This is a genomic window from Thermomicrobium sp. 4228-Ro, from assembly GCF_026241205.1.
Classification (GTDB): Bacteria; Chloroflexota; Chloroflexia; order Thermomicrobiales; family Thermomicrobiaceae; genus Thermomicrobium.
Map to the genome: position 1 here is coordinate 30,120 of NZ_JAPFQM010000006.1, position 15,210 is coordinate 45,329.

15 protein-coding genes and 1 riboswitch are annotated in these 15,210 nt (G+C 68.0%); of the genes, 7 read left to right on the forward strand and 8 right to left on the reverse strand.

Annotation, left to right across the window (positions count from 1 at the left end):
* Window positions 1-191: 191 nt before the first annotated feature.
* Window positions 192-941, forward strand: coding sequence for a type I methionyl aminopeptidase (map, locus tag OO015_RS09680; protein ID WP_265941056.1), 750 nt, complete (start codon window positions 192-194; stop codon window positions 939-941).
* Here map and OO015_RS09685 read toward each other — a convergent pair.
* The 4 genes from OO015_RS09685 to OO015_RS09700 all read right to left on the reverse strand — a co-directional run bounded on the left by OO015_RS09685 (window position 938) and on the right by OO015_RS09700 (window position 5,669).
* Window positions 938-1,858: a DMT family transporter gene (locus OO015_RS09685; protein WP_265941057.1), complete on the reverse strand. Its 921-nt coding sequence runs from the start codon at window positions 1,856-1,858 to the stop codon at window positions 938-940. The two genes, map and OO015_RS09685, sit on opposite strands and share 4 nt — an antisense overlap.
* Window positions 1,859-2,183: 325 nt before the next feature.
* Window positions 2,184-2,894: a hypothetical protein gene (locus tag OO015_RS09690; RefSeq protein ID WP_265941058.1), complete on the reverse strand. Its 711-nt coding sequence runs from the start codon at window positions 2,892-2,894 to the stop codon at window positions 2,184-2,186.
* Window positions 2,895-3,449: 555 nt separating this feature from the next.
* Window positions 3,450-3,536: riboswitch (cyclic di-GMP riboswitch) on the reverse strand.
* 226 nt (window positions 3,537-3,762) lie between these two features.
* On the reverse strand, window positions 3,763-4,176 hold the full coding sequence (locus tag OO015_RS09695; RefSeq protein ID WP_265941059.1) for a hypothetical protein: 414 nt from the start codon (window positions 4,174-4,176) through the stop codon (window positions 3,763-3,765).
* Between the two features lie 20 nt (window positions 4,177-4,196).
* Window positions 4,197-5,669 carry a hypothetical protein gene (locus OO015_RS09700; RefSeq protein WP_265941060.1) on the reverse strand — a complete coding sequence of 491 codons (1,473 nt, stop codon included), beginning with the start codon at window positions 5,667-5,669 and terminating at the stop codon, window positions 4,197-4,199.
* Window positions 5,670-5,875: 206 nt separating this feature from the next.
* On the opposite strand from OO015_RS09700, the gene OO015_RS09705 reads away from it, so the two are divergent.
* Window positions 5,876-6,526, forward strand: a complete 651-nt coding sequence (locus OO015_RS09705) for a hypothetical protein (protein ID WP_265941061.1) — start codon at window positions 5,876-5,878, stop codon at window positions 6,524-6,526.
* Here the strand turns inward: OO015_RS09705 and OO015_RS09710 are convergent.
* Window positions 6,523-7,818 (reverse strand): HD domain-containing protein, encoded by a 1,296-nt coding sequence (locus OO015_RS09710; RefSeq protein WP_265941062.1) that lies wholly within the window; start codon window positions 7,816-7,818, stop codon window positions 6,523-6,525. The two genes, OO015_RS09705 and OO015_RS09710, sit on opposite strands and share 4 nt — an antisense overlap.
* Window positions 7,819-7,890: 72 nt before the next feature.
* Between OO015_RS09710 and OO015_RS09715 the strand changes: the two genes are divergently transcribed.
* Complete coding sequence (locus OO015_RS09715) at window positions 7,891-8,814, forward strand: proline dehydrogenase family protein (protein ID WP_265941063.1); 924 nt, start codon at window positions 7,891-7,893, stop codon at window positions 8,812-8,814.
* A gap of 312 nt (window positions 8,815-9,126) precedes the next feature.
* Here the strand turns inward: OO015_RS09715 and OO015_RS09720 are convergent, their stop codons facing one another.
* Entirely contained in the window at window positions 9,127-9,336 is a 210-nt protein-coding gene (locus OO015_RS09720) for a hypothetical protein (protein ID WP_265941064.1), read from the reverse strand.
* An 85-nt stretch (window positions 9,337-9,421) separates the two neighbouring features.
* Between OO015_RS09720 and OO015_RS09725 the strand changes: the two genes are divergently transcribed.
* The 4 genes from OO015_RS09725 to OO015_RS09740 all read left to right on the forward strand — a co-directional run bounded on the left by OO015_RS09725 (window position 9,422) and on the right by OO015_RS09740 (window position 12,854).
* Window positions 9,422-9,913 carry a hypothetical protein gene (locus OO015_RS09725; RefSeq protein ID WP_265941065.1) on the forward strand — a complete coding sequence of 164 codons (492 nt, stop codon included), beginning with the start codon at window positions 9,422-9,424 and terminating at the stop codon, window positions 9,911-9,913.
* A 224-nt stretch (window positions 9,914-10,137) separates the two neighbouring features.
* Window positions 10,138-11,178, forward strand: a complete 1,041-nt coding sequence (gene cbiM, locus OO015_RS09730) for a cobalt transporter CbiM (RefSeq protein ID WP_265941066.1) — start codon at window positions 10,138-10,140, stop codon at window positions 11,176-11,178.
* A gap of 18 nt (window positions 11,179-11,196) precedes the next feature.
* Entirely contained in the window at window positions 11,197-12,018 is an 822-nt protein-coding gene (cbiQ, locus tag OO015_RS09735) for a cobalt ECF transporter T component CbiQ (protein ID WP_265941067.1), read from the forward strand.
* Entirely contained in the window at window positions 12,015-12,854 is an 840-nt protein-coding gene (locus OO015_RS09740; protein WP_265941068.1) for an energy-coupling factor ABC transporter ATP-binding protein, read from the forward strand. Before cbiQ ends, OO015_RS09740 begins: the two co-directional genes overlap by 4 nt.
* Window positions 12,855-12,907: 53 nt before the next feature.
* Here OO015_RS09740 and OO015_RS09745 read toward each other — a convergent pair whose 3' ends face one another.
* Window positions 12,908-13,921 carry a sigma-70 family RNA polymerase sigma factor gene (locus tag OO015_RS09745; RefSeq protein WP_265941069.1) on the reverse strand — a complete coding sequence of 338 codons (1,014 nt, stop codon included), beginning with the start codon at window positions 13,919-13,921 and terminating at the stop codon, window positions 12,908-12,910.
* A 93-nt stretch (window positions 13,922-14,014) separates the two neighbouring features.
* Complete coding sequence (locus tag OO015_RS09750; RefSeq protein WP_265941070.1) at window positions 14,015-15,178, reverse strand: S1C family serine protease; 1,164 nt, start codon at window positions 15,176-15,178, stop codon at window positions 14,015-14,017.
* Window positions 15,179-15,210 lie beyond the last annotated feature (32 nt).

Sequence of the window (15,210 nt, forward strand, 5' to 3'; positions counted from 1 at the left end):
TTTTCTCCTTCCTTCTTGACAACGCCCCTATTCACTTGCATTACGCACGAGCACCACCAGTGGATTGGAGTCCCCGCACCAGCAGCATGCCGGCAGTCTGGATTCGGCCGCCGGATCGCCAGAAAATCGGCATCGACCCCTGTGCTACAATTCTCAGTCGGTGGCCCGACACGGCCGGCCAGGAGGCGAGTGTGGCGATCGTCCTCAAACGTCCCGAGCAGATCCGTCTCATGCGCGAGGCCGGCAAGATCGTGGCAGAGGTCCTCGCCGTCCTCGCCGAAACCGTCCGACCCGGCATCACGACCGCCGAACTCGACCGGATCGCCGACCGGATCATCCGCAAGCACGGGGCCGTACCCTCCTTCAAGGGCTACCGTGGCTTTCCCGCCTCGATCTGCGTCTCGGTGAACGAGGAGGTCGTGCACGGCATCCCCGGGCCGCGCGTCCTCCAGGAAGGCGACATCGTCGGCATCGACGTCGGCGCACGCTACCGCGGTTATCACGGTGACGCGACGGTCACCGTCCCGGTCGGCCGTATCTCACCCGAGGCCGAAAAGCTGTTGCGGGTCTGTCGAGAGGCGCTCGAAATCGGCATCTCCTATGCTCGGGCCGGGAACCGGCTCACCGATATCTCGCACGCTATCCAGCGTCATGTCGAGGCGAACGGTTTCTCGGTCGTCCGGAACCTCTATGGGCATGGTATCGGCCGCGCCCTGCACGAGGAGCCGATGCTCCCGCACTACGGTCCACCCGGTCAAGGCCCGCTCCTCCGCCCTGGCATGGTCATTACCATCGAGCCGATGATCGCCGCCGGAAGACCGGAGACCCGCCTCCTGCCCGATCGCTGGACCGTGGTGACTGCTGATGGCAGTCTCTCCGCCCAGTTCGAGCACACCGTCGCCATCACCGAGAACGGTCCGGAAATCCTGACCCTGCCCTAATCGTGAGCCGGTGGTGCGGAAGCCGGCCGGCGACGCGCCAGCAGCGCTGCCCACCCGGCTTGCCCCTGCACCATCGCCATCCCGACCAGAATGACGAGGACACCGGCCAGGAGCCGCCAGCCGACAGGCTCGCCCAGCACCAGCCAGCCGAGCGTCACCCCGACCGGCGGCATGAGATAGGTCGCCAGCGAGGCGACGACCGCTCCAGCTGAAGCGATCAGCCGGTAGTAGAGGACGTAGGCGAAGCCACTACCGAGGATCCCGAGTACCGCCAGCGCGAGCACCGCGCTGCCGCTCGGCTGGAGCGTCGCGCCGCCGACGAGCACGAGACTCGGTGGCAGGAGCAACACGGCTGCCACCCCGATCTGGCTCGCTGCCAGCGCGAGCGGTGCCCCTCGGAGGAATCGGCGCGCGTAGGCGAACCCCAGCCCGTAGCAGGCGCTCGAGGCCAGGACGGCCAGCTGCCCCTGGGCCGAGACAGTCCGGAATGCGGTGAGATCGCTGCCGCTGAGGATCGCCACCCCCAGGAACCCGAGCACCACACCAGCTGCCTTGCCCCGCGTCAATCGCTCGGCCCGGAAGACGAGCACTGCGAACACCAGCGTGAAGAAGGGCGTGGTCGCGTTGAGGACCGAGGCAAGTCCGGAATCGATGTGCTGCTCGCTCCAGGCGATGAGGAGGAAGGGCAACACATTCCCGACCACCGCCATGACGGCGAGGTGGGGCCACACCGGCCGCTCCGGCCACGGCTGGCGCGCTGACCAGCGGACCAGAGCCAGGACCAGGGCGCCCAGGAGCAAGCGAAGCTCGACCAGCGCCAGCGGTGGGAAGCCAGCCACCGCGAGCTTGATGAAGAGGTACGAGCTTCCCCAGATCGTCCCGAGCAGGACCAGCTGGACCAGCTGCCCGAGCGTCACCACCGCATCCCAACTGCGTGCCGGAACACTCCGGGCCGGTGAGCGACACCACGCTACGACGGCCCGCGCCGAGTCTACGTCCACTCCTCTGCTTGAGCAATCGACCGGCCGGCTCCGATCCCGTGCTGCCCTGGTATCGGTTCGTGAGTCGCAGCCAGCTGGCGCGCCAAAAGGGCCGGGGTGATGCCCCGGCCCGGCGTTGTCGTTCGTGGTGGATCGGCGTCAGCTCGTCGCCCGCCGGCGATGCAGCTCGAGTGCGACACCGGCCGCACTCAGCAGGAGTCCCGCGGCACCCAGGAGCCAGAACGGGACTGTCCCGGCCTGGCTACCGGTCTTCGGCAGTACCTGGCCCGCAACTGCCGGAGTCGGCGGTGTCCGCGTCGGTTGCGCCGTCGCCGGCAGCGCCTCGCTCACCGGCGTCGGCGAACCGGTCGGCGTCGCCGTCGCGCCCGCTGCCTCGCTCGCTGGAGTCGGCGAGGGTGTCGTGCGCGGTGTCGGAGACGAAGCTGGCGTGCCCTGCGGTGTCGTCACGCGCGTGGGAGTGGGCGTCGGCGTGCCGGGTCTCGGAGTCACCGTCGGAGTGCGAGTCGCCGTGGGCGTGGCGGTCGGGGTCACCGGTGTGGCCGTCGGTGTGCGAGTCGGCGTGGGAGTGCCAGTGGCAGTCGGCTCCGGTGTCCCGACCGGCGTCGTCTCTTGCGTCGGCGTCGGTGTCGGGGTCGGCGTGGCAGTCGGCTCCGGCGTCGGTGTCGGCGTCGCCGTCGGGGTCGGCGTGGGCGGCTCCGGCGTCGGTGTCGGCGTCGCCGTCGGGGTCGGCGTGGGCGGCTCCGGCGTCGGTGTCGGCGTCGCCGTCGGGGTCGGCGTGGCAGTCGGCTCCGGCGTCCCGACCGGCGTCGTCTCTTGCGTCGGCGTCGGTGTCGGGGTCGGCGTGGCAGTCGGCTCCGGCGTCGGTGTCGGCGTCGGTGTCGGGGTCGGCGTGGCAGTCGGCTCCGGCGTCGTCGTCACGGTCGCGGTCGCCGTCGGCGTCCCCTTCACGCACTCAGCGTGACTCAGGTTGAACTCACCCTTCCAGGACGTATAGATCGTCGTCCAGGCGTCGATCATCCTCTCCGGACTCGGGGTGTACCAGTAGTAGTGAGCGGTGCCACCAGTAACCCCGTAGAGCGGGACAGTGATCGTACCACTGTTCGCGAACTGCACGGTAATCGATGGTGGCGCGTCAGCGGAATTGCCGATCTGGGTGATCACGAAGTGCCACTCGATCCAGTCATCATTCTTACAGCTCTTCCGGTAATCCTTTTGCTTCACACGTATCTCTTTCGACCCGCTGGGTGTCGGTGTCGGCGTGCTATTACCCTTCATGGCCGGGGCCGCTGTGCCCCCGGCTCCGCTCCCGAGCGCCGCCAGCATCAGGCTGGCGAGCACCAACCCGACCCCGACAAGCACCGTCAGTCGCCCGAGCCACCGTGTCCAGGATTGTTGGCTACCCATCTCTCGCTTCCTCCCCTCTTCGGTCCCCTCGATGTCGCACCGTCCTGCACACCTCCGTTCCTCCCCTCGCTCTCCGCGCCGAATCCAAAAGCGCACCCGGCCGGACTCACCCGGCCGGGTGCGCCACTGGCTCCACGCCGCCCGCTGGCGCCCATCGCTCCAGGCGGCGCTTCATCGCCTCCGGGGAACCGCTCCCTCGTGAGACGAACGGGTCAGAACCTGATGTCCGCTCGTCCTAGGAAGAGTGTAACAGGTCACATGACCAAAGGGAAGGGACGAAAGTACTCATTTTCGAGCGGGAAATGAGGAGTTCGTGAACAGGCGATAGCTACACCGGTCGACGTGCCGTCCTGCCCACTTCCCAGCACTCCGGCCGGAGCCAGATGCACGACCACCAGCCTGACCGTGCGCTCGGTTCACTGGGCGACCGGTACGCCGCCGACCCGTGGCGCCCGATCACGCAAGCGCTCGACGAGCTCCTCTACCTGGTCGCGCTGGAAGCTCCCGACGAACTCCCGGTCACGCACGTAGAAGCGCACGTCGAACGGGATACCGTCTCGTTTCTGGGCCTGACGCCACCACGTCTGCAGGGCTTCGACCCAGCGGAAGCCGGTCGCTTCCACCCGCAGGAGGGCTACCGCCTCACCGTGGAGATAAGCCAGTGCCTCGCCGAAGTAAACGCGCGCCTCGCCGGTCGACTCGACGACCCGGCGCAGTTCGTCGTACCGCAGCGGCACCGACCGGATCGTCACGACCCAGGCTCCCGGCGTCCGGGGCTCGGTCACTTTTTCCTTCGGTTGAAACGGGCGCCCGCGCCACCACTGCACCATCACGGCCCCCTCTCCCGGCATCATTCTACCCGGTCGACTCGCACGACTCCTCGCTCCTGACCAGTCCCCGCCTCGGCGGTCTCGACCGACCATGCGACGACCATCGCCAGTACTCCGAGCAACCCCAGAGCCAAGCCGCTCACTGCCAGCCGGACGCTCGCTGGCGCCTGCGCGAAGGGCTGGAACGGCACCAGCCACTCGGCGAACGCCGTCCCCAGCCAGCTGTCCAGCGTCCGGTACAGCTTGTTCACCCCGTCCGGGTGGTGATAGAAGCGCTGCGGATCCAGATAGCCGATCGTCGTCAGCAGCGCCCCCCAACCCCAGAGCACAGCGACAACGAGCCGCGCCCAGGGTCGCGCCTGGCCGAGCCAGCTCGCCAGCGGTGCCACTGCGAAAGCGGCCACCGGGACGAGATAGCGGGCCGGTGGTCCCCACTCCCCCCACCAGACGCGATAGGCCGCAACCAGCACCAGGTACGGCAACGCGACAGCCGCCACCAAGCCGGCCAGGCGTGGTTGGCGCGCCCACCAGAGCGACACCGCCGCCAGCGCCGCCAGGTAGACCGGCGCCGCCACCAAAAGTCCCCACTGGGCGTCCAGCAACAGTCCACCCGCCCCGTTCAGTGTCCCGACGAGGTCGCTGAACCCCGCATGGTCGCTGGTGTTCTGGTACGGCTGCCCGTATAACCAGAGATCGTAGCCGACGATGCCGAGCCCACCCACGAGCGCCGGTCCGACAGCCCACAACGCTCGCGGCCAGTCGGTCACCGGAGCGCGTCCCCAGCGGGCAGCAACGGCGCGGGCGAGCGCGACGACACCGAGCAGCGCCGCGCTGAAAACGAACCGCTGATGCAACCACGGCAAGAAGCCGATCGCGCTACCGGTCAGCAGCCACTGCCACCACCGGTTCTCGCGCGCCGCCAGGCGACGCACCGCATAGAGCAGGCAGAACGCGGCCGGTACTTCGGGGAAGATCAGGAGCGCATAGGGGCCGATCGGCATGGTGAGTCCCGTGCCGAGGGCGAGTGCCGCGGCCAGGCGTGGACCAGCCCCCGTTTCCCGCGCCAGAAGATACAGCTGCCCGACCAGCAGGATCCCGCACAGCCCGATCGCCGCCATCGCCCCCACCCGGCCAGCGAACAGCAAGGGAACGGCGACGAGGAGTGCCGGCCCCAGTCCATGTTTGCTGTAGAGTCCGGGCCGCGCGGCGTGCGCGGCGTGCGGCGGCAGATCCCAGGGGAAGCTCGGCCACCCCTGCCAATCGGCTGGCACTGGCTGCGGCGGGTAGAAGCGCAGCCAGACCCGTTCGGCGTACTGGTTCGTCTCGTCCAGATCACCGTCCTCCAGCAACGAGATCGCGGTCACCACGTAGTACGGCTCGTCACCAGTCAGCGGCTCCAGACGCACCAGGTAGCGCCAGCCCACGACTACCCAGGCCAGCGCCGCCAGCGCCAGGACCAGGAGCAGCCACCGACGGTCACCCTCTGCCCGCATGACGCTCGTCCCCCTCGCGAGTACCCTCCACCGCTGAGCCAGCGTGCGAACCCCGGCAGGCGAGAAATGGCCATGCCCTCTGGCTCACCGCACGAACCAACGCAGCACGTGAACCGGAGGACCGTGGACAGCGCCACGCTCCCCGAGTAGAATAGCGTCCGTACGCGCGTACGGACGCTATCGTCCGACGAGGAAAGGATGGTACGATGACCCGGTACCGCGTGATCGCCGCGCTGCTCCTCGCGGCCCTGGCGCTCCAGCTCGCTGCCGCCCACGTCGCGGGGGATGCCGGTATCACCGAGCGGCTGCCCGCTACCCGCATCGCCGATCCCACCGCGACACCGACGACGGCCCGGTTCCCACCCCAGCCGAGTCCGACCGGAAAGACCGAAGACGAGGCCCCAGCGTCGGTGACGAGTCCAGCCGGTGCACAGCTTCCCCAGGGCGACTCCGGAGCCCAATCGCCCGGCGGGAAAACGCCCGCTGACGACGAAGGTTCGGACACCCCCTCCGACCAGCAGCACGATGCTCCGCCGCCCGCTACCCCAACGCTCCAGCCCTCGCCGACGGCCGATCGCGTCACCGGCCCCAGCGGTGTACCAGCCGAGACTGACGCCTCTTCGGCCAGTCCGGCTCCAGCTGGCCAGACGAGCGACGAAGCGGGCAGCTCGACGCGCGAGATCGCGCGAGACCAGGTGACAACCCAGTTCACGCAGGTGGCACCACACACCGGAGCGAATCGTCTCGCCACGGCGCTTCCCCTGCTTTCGCTCGGCGTCTTCGGCATGGCGCTGCTCCTGCTCGGTCTCCGGCTCAGCCAACCTGGACGCCCCACCCAGCGATCCAGCTCCCGCTAACGCAAGAGCGGGAGGAGCAGTCGTGGCCAGTTCTGAGCGACCGTCTCGCGGAGCCGAGCCGTGGTCACGACCCGGATGAGCCGCCGGTGTTCCTCGAAACGGGCAAAATCGGCGTCGGTGAGTCCGACCACGTCCTGCCAGGGCATGAGCGGCTGGAACCCGAGCGGCGGGCGCTCGAAGAGTACCCACACGTCGGTACTCCACTTCTCCGGCTTCGGAATCGCCAGCAGCACTTCCCAATCAGCGACCGGCTCGCCCAGTAGTTCGCCGAGTCGCTGGGCCAGCTGCACTTCCAGCTGCCGCCGGGCCGCCGGCTGCCCGTACAGGCTGCTGAGGTAGCGGTAGAGATCCGGCGCCCGCGCGCTCACCTCCAGCGCCCGCTTGTGCAGTACCCGGTCGCGCAGCCGCAGTACCAGCTGGCGCGTACTCTCCGGCATCCCGGGCTCGCTCAACCGAGCGAGGAGCGACGCGTCGTCGTGTCGCGGGAGCTCTTCCGCTGCTAGTGCCCGAGCCAGGAGGGCGTCCTGCACTGCCCGCTGCAGCATCGCCATCGCTGCCCGGTTCGCGTGGTGCCAGTAGACGTTGTCGAACATCTCCTGCCGCGCGTTGATCAGCGAATGCAACGGGCTGACCCCTTTGCCGGTCACGACGATCCGCGGCACACCGTGCACTTCGGCGACCCGCAGTGCATCGAGCAGGCGCGGCGTATCGACACCACCGTAGGGCACGTTGCAGTGGCGCGCATCGCGGGGCAGGTAGTCGAGCTTGTCCACGTCCAGCGCCCCGCTCAGGAGCCCCCGCAGCAGCCGCTCGGCAGGCTCCAGACGCTCGCGGGGTGCGATCAAGTTCGCCACCCGGGCCGGATCGACACTCCACTCCCGCTCCAGGATATCGGCGAGCTCGCTCCGTTCGATCAGCCGCCGGCCGACCTCCTCGTGCGGGAGGACCGGCGGACCCAGTTCCTCGATGGCATGGCTGAACGGATAGTGCCCGACGTCGTGCAGCAGTGCCGCTGCCAGCGCGGTTCGTCTCGCTCGCTCGTCGAGGAGCGGCGCGCCGTGTCGCCGCAACGTCGCCAGGGCCTGTCGCATGAGGTGCAGGACACCGAGCGAGTGCTCGTAGCGGGTGTGCTTGGCTCCCGGCCACACCTTGCTCACGAAACCGAGCTGCTGGATCCGGTCCAGCCGCTGGAACGTCGGGGTGCTGATCAGCGCCACTTCCGCGGCCGTCAGTGGAATCCGGTCGTACAGGCTATCGCGCACGACGGTGACGAAGCGCTCGCCGCAGTCCATCCTCCGCTCCTCGTCTCGACGACGATGCTACACTGCGCAGCGGGTCGATTGCGGGAAGGGTGGAGGTCGTCGATGCCGCTGTTCCGTTCGCTCGTCCTCGCCATCGCTCGCCACCCGACGGTCGAGCGTCTGGCCCGCGAGACACCGTTCCTCGTACCGCTCGTCACCCGTTTCGTCGCTGGCGAGACGATGCAAGAGGCGCTCGCCGTCGCCCGCGCCCTGGCCGACCGCGGGTTCACGACGACGCTCGATCTGCTCGGCGAGGACGTCCGCACCCCCACCGAAGCCGCTGCTGCGACCGAGGCCTACGCCGAGCTCTTGCAGGCCATCGCTCGCTGCGGCATCGATGCGACGATCTCGGTGAAACCGACCCACCTCGGGCTCCGGCTCGACCCCGAGCTGGCCCGGCTCAACCTGGAACGGCTCGCGCGCCTCGCTCAGCGACTCGGCGGCCGCGTCGAAGTCGATATGGAGGATTCGTCAACGACCCGCAAGACGATCGAGTTGTTCGACCGCCTGCACTGCACCTACGGCGACCACCTGCAACTCGCGCTGCAGTCGTACCTCTACCGCACCGAGCAGGACATCGAGCGAGCGGTCGAACGCGGCTGGCGGATCCGCCTGGTCAAGGGCGCTTACGCCGAACCACCGACCGTCGCCTATCCCAGTAAGGCCGCTGTCGACGCCGCCTACCGCCGGCATATGGAAGCCTTGCTGGAATACGGGCGCTTCGTCGCCATCGCGACGCACGACGACGCGATCATCCGCGTCGCCCGGGGGTTCGCTCGCCGCATCGGCGTCGGTCCGGAGAAGTACGAGTTCCAGATGCTCTACGGTGTCCGCCGCGATCTCCAGGACGCACTGCGGCGCGCCGGCGAGCCGGTCCGTATCTATGTCCCCTTCGGCCGTCACTGGTACCCGTACTTCACGCGCCGCCTCGCCGAGCGACCGGCGAACCTGCTGTTCCTGCTCCGCCAGCTCCTCCCACGCGGATGAGATGCTTCGAGCGGTAGCAACCGTACCGCGAGAGGAGGCAGCACGTTCCGCATCATGACAGGAGCCTGGTCACTGCATGCCACGGCTTCCGAGCCGGACGGTCACTGAGCGTCAGGTACGCCCTTTCGCGCGGGAAAGAACTGCACTATCATTGCTATCACTATCAGAAGGTTTCCAGCACAGGGAGCGAGGCGAGTTGGAGTCGAACGCACGTCGAACCGTCATCACACTACTTGGTTGCCTCGGCGGATCGTTCCTGCTCCTCCTCACCCTCATCGTCGGCGGGACCCTCGGCTATCTCGTCTACCGGAGTCAGCGGGAGGGGGGCTCGACGCCCACGTCGAGTCCAGTCGTCAGCCAGGCTTCACCGACGGTGCGCTCTGCCTCCGGTGGCAGGGCGACACCCACCCGCCCTGCCGCACGCCCGACCCCCACACCACGGGCCCCAAGCAGCCCGACTCCACCCCCCGCGCCGACCCCCACCGCTGCTCCCGCCCCCTCGCCGACTCCCGTACCGCCCACGCCGACGGCCACCCCGCCTCTGCCAGCGCCATCTCCTCCGCCACCCCCTCCGCCGACCAATCCGCCAGCGCCCGCTGGCCCGCGCATGGTCGAGGGCTGGCAGGAGTACCGCGATCCCGGCTACCTCCGCATCCAGTTGCCGCCCGGCTGGGTACTCGTCACGACGCCCGACTATCCCGAATACAACCTCCGCAGCTGCCACTGCTACTGGATGCTCATGAGCGAGCTGATGGTCCAGAACAGCCCGAGCGCCGAGGACGTCGCGGCCTGGTTCGACAGCATGGGCCCTGACGATCTCGCACCGGGCGGAGCGCTCATCGAAATCCTCCGGGCGGACTCCGAGTACGCCCCGCCCGTCGACTGGGGGCAGCCCTTCGCTTCGGTCCCGCTCCGCCAGGATCTCGTTGTCGACTACTATCAACTCTCCGACGACCTCCGTGTCGTCGGTTACCGGTATCGCGACGCGCAGGGACGCCCGTGGTTCATTCTCGTGAAGACCAACGACGTGCTCATGTCGCGCACGAATCCACTACGCATCACGATCGGCACCGTCCTGGAAACGATCGATAACCGGTGAGACGAGTCTCGCGCTTTCGTCGACACCACCGGCCGAGTGCGATCTCCAGACTCCGGATTCGTCCGATCGTCCGGCCGACACGAACGGTGTGAGCCGTCGCCCTGTCAACGGTGCCGCTCCGCAACAGGCGAGACGCGGAGAGACCGAGACGGTGCGCGCTGCGACCTGGCATACTTGTCGCAGTCGACCGGCGGCTTGGCAGCACGGTTACGGGAGTTCTGGTCATGCACATACCGGACGGGTACATCAGTCCAGCAACGGCGTTCGCCTACTGGGGTGGCGTGCTGCCCTTCTGGTACCTCGCCATCCAGCGACTCCGCTCCGCGCTCGCGGGGCGCACTGCACCGGCGCTCGCGCTCTTCTCCGCATTCGCCTTCGTCGTCATGATGTTCAACGTTCCGGTACCCGGTGGGACGACCGCCCACGCCGTCGGCAGTGTCCTCGCTGCGATCGTCCTCGGTCCGTGGGCCGCCATCGTCGCGACGTCCGTCGCGCTGATCGTCCAAGCGCTCTTCTTCGGTGACGGAGGGATCCTCGCGATCGGAGCGAACTGTTTCATCCTCGGTGTCGCGATGCCACTGGTCGGTTACGGTGTGTATCGCCTCGTCGCCGGGCGCAGCGCGCCGGAGAGTCGACGGCGCATTTTCGCAGCGGGTCTCGCCGGATACATCGGCATCAACGTCGCCGCGCTTCTCGTCGGGGTCACCCTCGGTATCCAGCCGGTGTTCTGGAGCGAGAACGGACGCGCGCTCTACAATCCGTACGGCTTGGAAGTGGCCGTTCCGGCAATGTTGATCCCCCACCTCACCATCGCAGGAGCGGCCGAAGCGATCGTCACGGCAGCCGGCCTCGCGTTGGTGCGCCGCCTCTCGCCGGATCTCCTCGGCGCGCCTACCGCAGCCGCATTGCCGACAGGACGGCAACGCCGTTCTGTCATCTGGCTCATCGCTGCCGTTCTCGTGCTCCTCACGCCACTGGGTCTCGTGGCCTCCGGTTCCGCCTGGGGTGAATGGTCAGCCGAGGAACTCCAGCAGCTGGTCGGCTACGTACCGAGCGGGCTCGCTCGCTGGGAAGGCTGGTGGCGCGCTCCGCTGCCGGACTACAGCGTCCCCTGGCTACCAGCCGAAGCGAGCTTCTTCGAGCAAGTCCTCGCCTATGTTCTCTCAGCTGTCGTGGGTGTGGGTTTGGTCAGCGCGGCCATCTTCGCCTTGCGACTGCTCCTCCGTTCGCGTACGCCCAGTAACCGCCCACCCGCGCCGGCTTGAAAGAAAAGGCCGGCAGTGATGGCCCGTCGGAGCTTCGTCGAGAAGACACTGGAAAGTCTGGCCGGGACACTCGAGCGATCGCTCTACGCCGAGGACATCGCGCGGCGTCCTGGCCTCCTCCAGCGCCTCGACCCGCGCGTCAAGGTCGTGGTGCTCGCATTCGCGTTGCTGGTTGCCGCGAGCCTCCGTACCTGGCCGACCCAACTCGTGCTGCTCGCCATCCTGGTCGGGCTCCTCCTCGCCAGTCGACTCTCGCCAGCAACGGTCGCCCGGTTGCTCTTCGGGCTCCCGCTCTTCTCGTTGCTCGTGAGCGTCCCGGCACTCGTCCTGGTACCTGGCCCGCCGTTGGTATACTTACCGTTCGGTCTTGCCATAACCAGCCACGGTGTCTCGAGCGTCGTGACGCTCCTCTTGCGCGTGACCTCCTCCCTGGCTGCCGCACTCGCTCTCGTCCTGACCACGCGCTGGACCGATCTGCTGGCTGCGTTCCGGGCACTGCGGATTCCCCTGCTCTTCGTCCTCGTTCTCGCGATGGCCTACCGGTACGTGTTCGTCCTGCTCGAACTGTTACAGGACTTGCTCCTCGCCAGGCGGAGCCGCTCGCTCGCTGCCAGCCGTGACGGCGAGCAACGGCGTTGGCTGGTCAGTGCGCTCGGCGTACTCTTCCAGCGCAGCCTGCGCACCAGCGAGCAGGTCTACCTGGCGATGACCGCCCGCGGCTTCCGTGGCGAGCCACGCTCGCTGCGCCCGCGAGCGCTCGCCGATGCCGACTGGCTTGCGCTTTCTTTCGGCAGTGCGGTCTGCGCTGCCCTCTGGCTGATCGACTTGGCTCGACCATGACGGCACCGGCGGTGTTCGAACTCATCGACATCAGCTACGCCTACCACGGTCGCATCGTCGCGCTGCACGATGTCGACCTCACGATCCAAGCCGGCGAGGCGCTCGTCGTCCTCGGCCCGAACGGCTCGGGCAAGTCGACCCTGCTCAAGGTCCTCGATGGACTGTACCGGCCATCCAGCGGTCGGCTGCTCGCCTTCGGCCGCGACGTCACGCGGGCCGCTGACGACCCGGAACTCGGCTACTGGCTGCACCGGCGGGTCGGGCTCGTCTTCCAGGAGCCCGACGTCCAGCTCTTCTCGCCGACCGTCTTCGACGATGTCGCGTTCGGGCCGCTCCAGCTGGGCTGGCCAGCCGAGCGCGTTCGCGAGGCGGTCCAGCGCGTGCTCGAGGAACTCGACCTCGCCCACCTGGCCGACCGCGCCCCGTTCGAACTCAGTGGCGGCGAGAAGAAGCGCGTCGCACTGGCAACAGTCCTCGTGATGGAGCCGGAGGTTATCTTGCTCGACGAGCCGACAGCGAATCTCGACCCGCGCAGCCGGGCTCACCTCATCGATCTCCTGGCCACGCTCCACCAGCGCGGCCACACGCTCGTCATCGCGACGCACGAGCTCGACCTCGCGGCCCTGCTCGCCACCCGGGTCGTCGTGTTCGGTGAGCGCGAGCACCGCCCGGTCGCCGAGGGTACCCCAGATGAGATCCTCACCGACCACGAGCTCCTACTGGCCACGAACCTCGTGCACGACCATCCCCACCGGCACGGTCCGATCGTGCACTCGCACCCGCACTGGCACGACGCTGAGCACCAGCACGACCACGGCACCGAGCACGAAACGTGAGCCGGTCTCCTCTCGGAGACCGGCTCGTCGTCCGTTATCCCTGTCGAACAGGCTCAGGCTGCACTGGCGAGAAGCCGCAAGTCCGAATTGCGCAGCTTGGCCAGCGCTTCCTTTTCGACCTGCCGCACGCGCTCCCGGCTGATCTTGAGCGCATCGGCGATCTCAGCCAGCGTCCGCGGCTGCTCGCCGTCCAGCCCGAAGCGCATGATCAGGACCGTCCGCTCGCGCTCGGTCAGCTGCTCCAGGCTGCGCCGGATCTGCTCGCGGATCGCGTTCGTCAGCGCCTCCTCGACGACATCCTCGCTGCGCGGGTCCGGCAGGAGGTCACCGATCGTGCTCTCACCGTCCTCGCCGATCGGCTTGTCGAGCGACGAGGTGCGCGGGATCTGCGTCCGCGCCTGCTCGATCCGCGCGACATCGATCCCCAGCAGTTCCGCCAGCTCCTCGTTGGTCGCCGGCCGGCCCTTCTGCTGCTCGATCTGCGCCTCAGCGCGCCGGATCTTCGCGATCAGGTCGTGCATGTGCACCGGCACCCGGATCGTCCGGCTCAAGTTCGCGACCGCCCGTCCGATCGCCTGCCGGATCCAGAAGGTCGCGTAGGTGCTGAACCGGTAACCGAGTTCGGGATCGTACCGCTCGACAGCCGTCATCAACCCGATGTTCCCCTCCTGGATGAGGTCGATCAGCGGCAACTCGCTCGAGCGGTAGCGCTTCGCGATCGAGACGACCAGCCGCAGGTTGTGCCGGATCAGCTTCTCGCGCGCCTCCATCCCCTTGCGCACGAGTTCACGCAACTCCGGCGTGTCCTCACCAGCTTCGATCCGCTTCTTGGCCGCCAAGCCAGCCCGCACCGCTCGCGAGTACTCGATCTCCTCCTGGTGCGTCAGGAGCCGGTGCCCGCCTACCTCGCGGAAGTAGCGGTAGACCGCATCGTTGGCCGCCTGGTCGATGAGGTCGTCCGACTCCTCGATCTCCTCGTACTCCTCGACCGCATCCAGCCCCTCGGCTGCGACCAGTTCCTCGAGTTCCAGCAGCTCCTGCAGTTCGCGCTCCGTCATGGGTATCATCGCCCTCCGTCGTTCGGACGCGCCGTACGGACACGGTACGGCGTCGTTTCGAAACCTACATATATTAGCACATCGATACCTGCTCCGTCAAGGTCAACCCTGCTGCGGCCAGCTGCCCAGCGTCACCCGGATCGTCTGGCGCTGGCCGTTGCGGATCACCGTCAACTCGACCGTGTCGCCAGGCTGGTGCGTACCGATCCGCGCTGCCAGATCCTCCATACCTTGTACCGGCGTGCCGTCCAGCGCCACGATCACGTCACCGAGCGACGCGATGTCGTTCCCGCGGATCTGCGCCGGACGGAGGCCAGCGCGTGCTGCCGGACTGCCGGGCACCACGTTCAGTACGATCACCCCGCGATCGACGTCGAGCCCGAATCGCTGCGCCGTCGCCGCGTCGAGATCGGTGCCGCTGATGCCCAGCCAGGCAGGTTGCAACTGCGCCCCCTGCTCCAGCTGCGGGAGCACCCGCTTGACCGTGTTGCTCGGAACGGCGAAACCGATTCCCACGTTGCCTCGGATCGGGCTCTCGATCATCGTCGCGATCCCGATCACTTCCCCGTCCGCGTTGAACAGCGGCCCACCGCTGTTCCCTGGATTGATCGGCGCGTCCGTCTGGATCAGACCCGTGTGCAGCCGGTCACCCGGTGGGTTCCAGCTCCGGTTCACCGCACTGACGATCCCCTGCGTCACTGTCCCCGAGAGGCCGAACGGACTCCCGATCGCGATGACCACGTCACCCACTTGCACGGTGTCGGAATCACCGAGCGATGCCACCGGAATCCCGTCTGGTAAACGGTCGACCTGCAGGAGCGCCAGGTCGTTGGCTTCGTCGACGCCCAGCACGCGCGCCGTGTGGCGCTCACCCGTCGCGAACTGCACCTGCACCGTCGAGGCACCCGCGACGACATGGGCTGCGGTGACGATCAACCCGCGCTGGTCGACGACGACCCCCGAGCCTGACCCTTGCTCGTCGAAGAAGCCGTTCGACTCGCGCGCGATGACATCCACGACCGCCTTCCCGACAGCCTGGTACACCTGCCCCGCAACCGTCTGCGCCGTTGTCTCTACCACTGGCTGTCCACGCGTTGCCGCTGCGCCCGCGCGAGTGGCGACCGCCGTCGGTGTGACCGCTCGCTCGCGCACCAGGCTCGCGCCAGCCAAGCCGCCGACGATCCCCGCAACGACAAAACCGATCACGACCAGTAGGGGCAGCCACGGGCGTCCCCACCCGCGCCCGCTCGAAGTGCTGTTCTCCATGTACCGACCCTCCAACCGTTCGCTCGGGTAGT

Excerpts from the sequence above, each read along its gene's own strand:
- OO015_RS09695 (WP_265941059.1), bottom strand. The coding sequence starts at position 4,176 with ATGGTGCAGTGGTGGCGCGGGCGCCCGTTTCAACCGAAGGAAAAAGTG.
- OO015_RS09700 (WP_265941060.1), bottom strand. The coding sequence starts at position 5,669 with ATGCGGGCAGAGGGTGACCGTCGGTGGCTGCTCCTGGTCCTGGCGCTG.
- OO015_RS09705 (WP_265941061.1), top strand. The coding sequence starts at position 5,876 with ATGACCCGGTACCGCGTGATCGCCGCGCTGCTCCTCGCGGCCCTGGCG.
- OO015_RS09710 (WP_265941062.1), bottom strand. The coding sequence starts at position 7,818 with ATGGACTGCGGCGAGCGCTTCGTCACCGTCGTGCGCGATAGCCTGTAC.
- OO015_RS09715 (WP_265941063.1), top strand. The coding sequence starts at position 7,891 with ATGCCGCTGTTCCGTTCGCTCGTCCTCGCCATCGCTCGCCACCCGACG.
- OO015_RS09725 (WP_265941065.1), top strand. The coding sequence starts at position 9,422 with ATGGTCGAGGGCTGGCAGGAGTACCGCGATCCCGGCTACCTCCGCATC.
- cbiM (WP_265941066.1), top strand. The coding sequence starts at position 10,138 with ATGCACATACCGGACGGGTACATCAGTCCAGCAACGGCGTTCGCCTAC.
- cbiQ (WP_265941067.1), top strand. The coding sequence starts at position 11,197 with ATGGCCCGTCGGAGCTTCGTCGAGAAGACACTGGAAAGTCTGGCCGGG.
- OO015_RS09740 (WP_265941068.1), top strand. The coding sequence starts at position 12,015 with ATGACGGCACCGGCGGTGTTCGAACTCATCGACATCAGCTACGCCTAC.
- OO015_RS09745 (WP_265941069.1), bottom strand. The coding sequence starts at position 13,921 with ATGATACCCATGACGGAGCGCGAACTGCAGGAGCTGCTGGAACTCGAG.
- OO015_RS09750 (WP_265941070.1), bottom strand. The coding sequence starts at position 15,178 with ATGGAGAACAGCACTTCGAGCGGGCGCGGGTGGGGACGCCCGTGGCTG.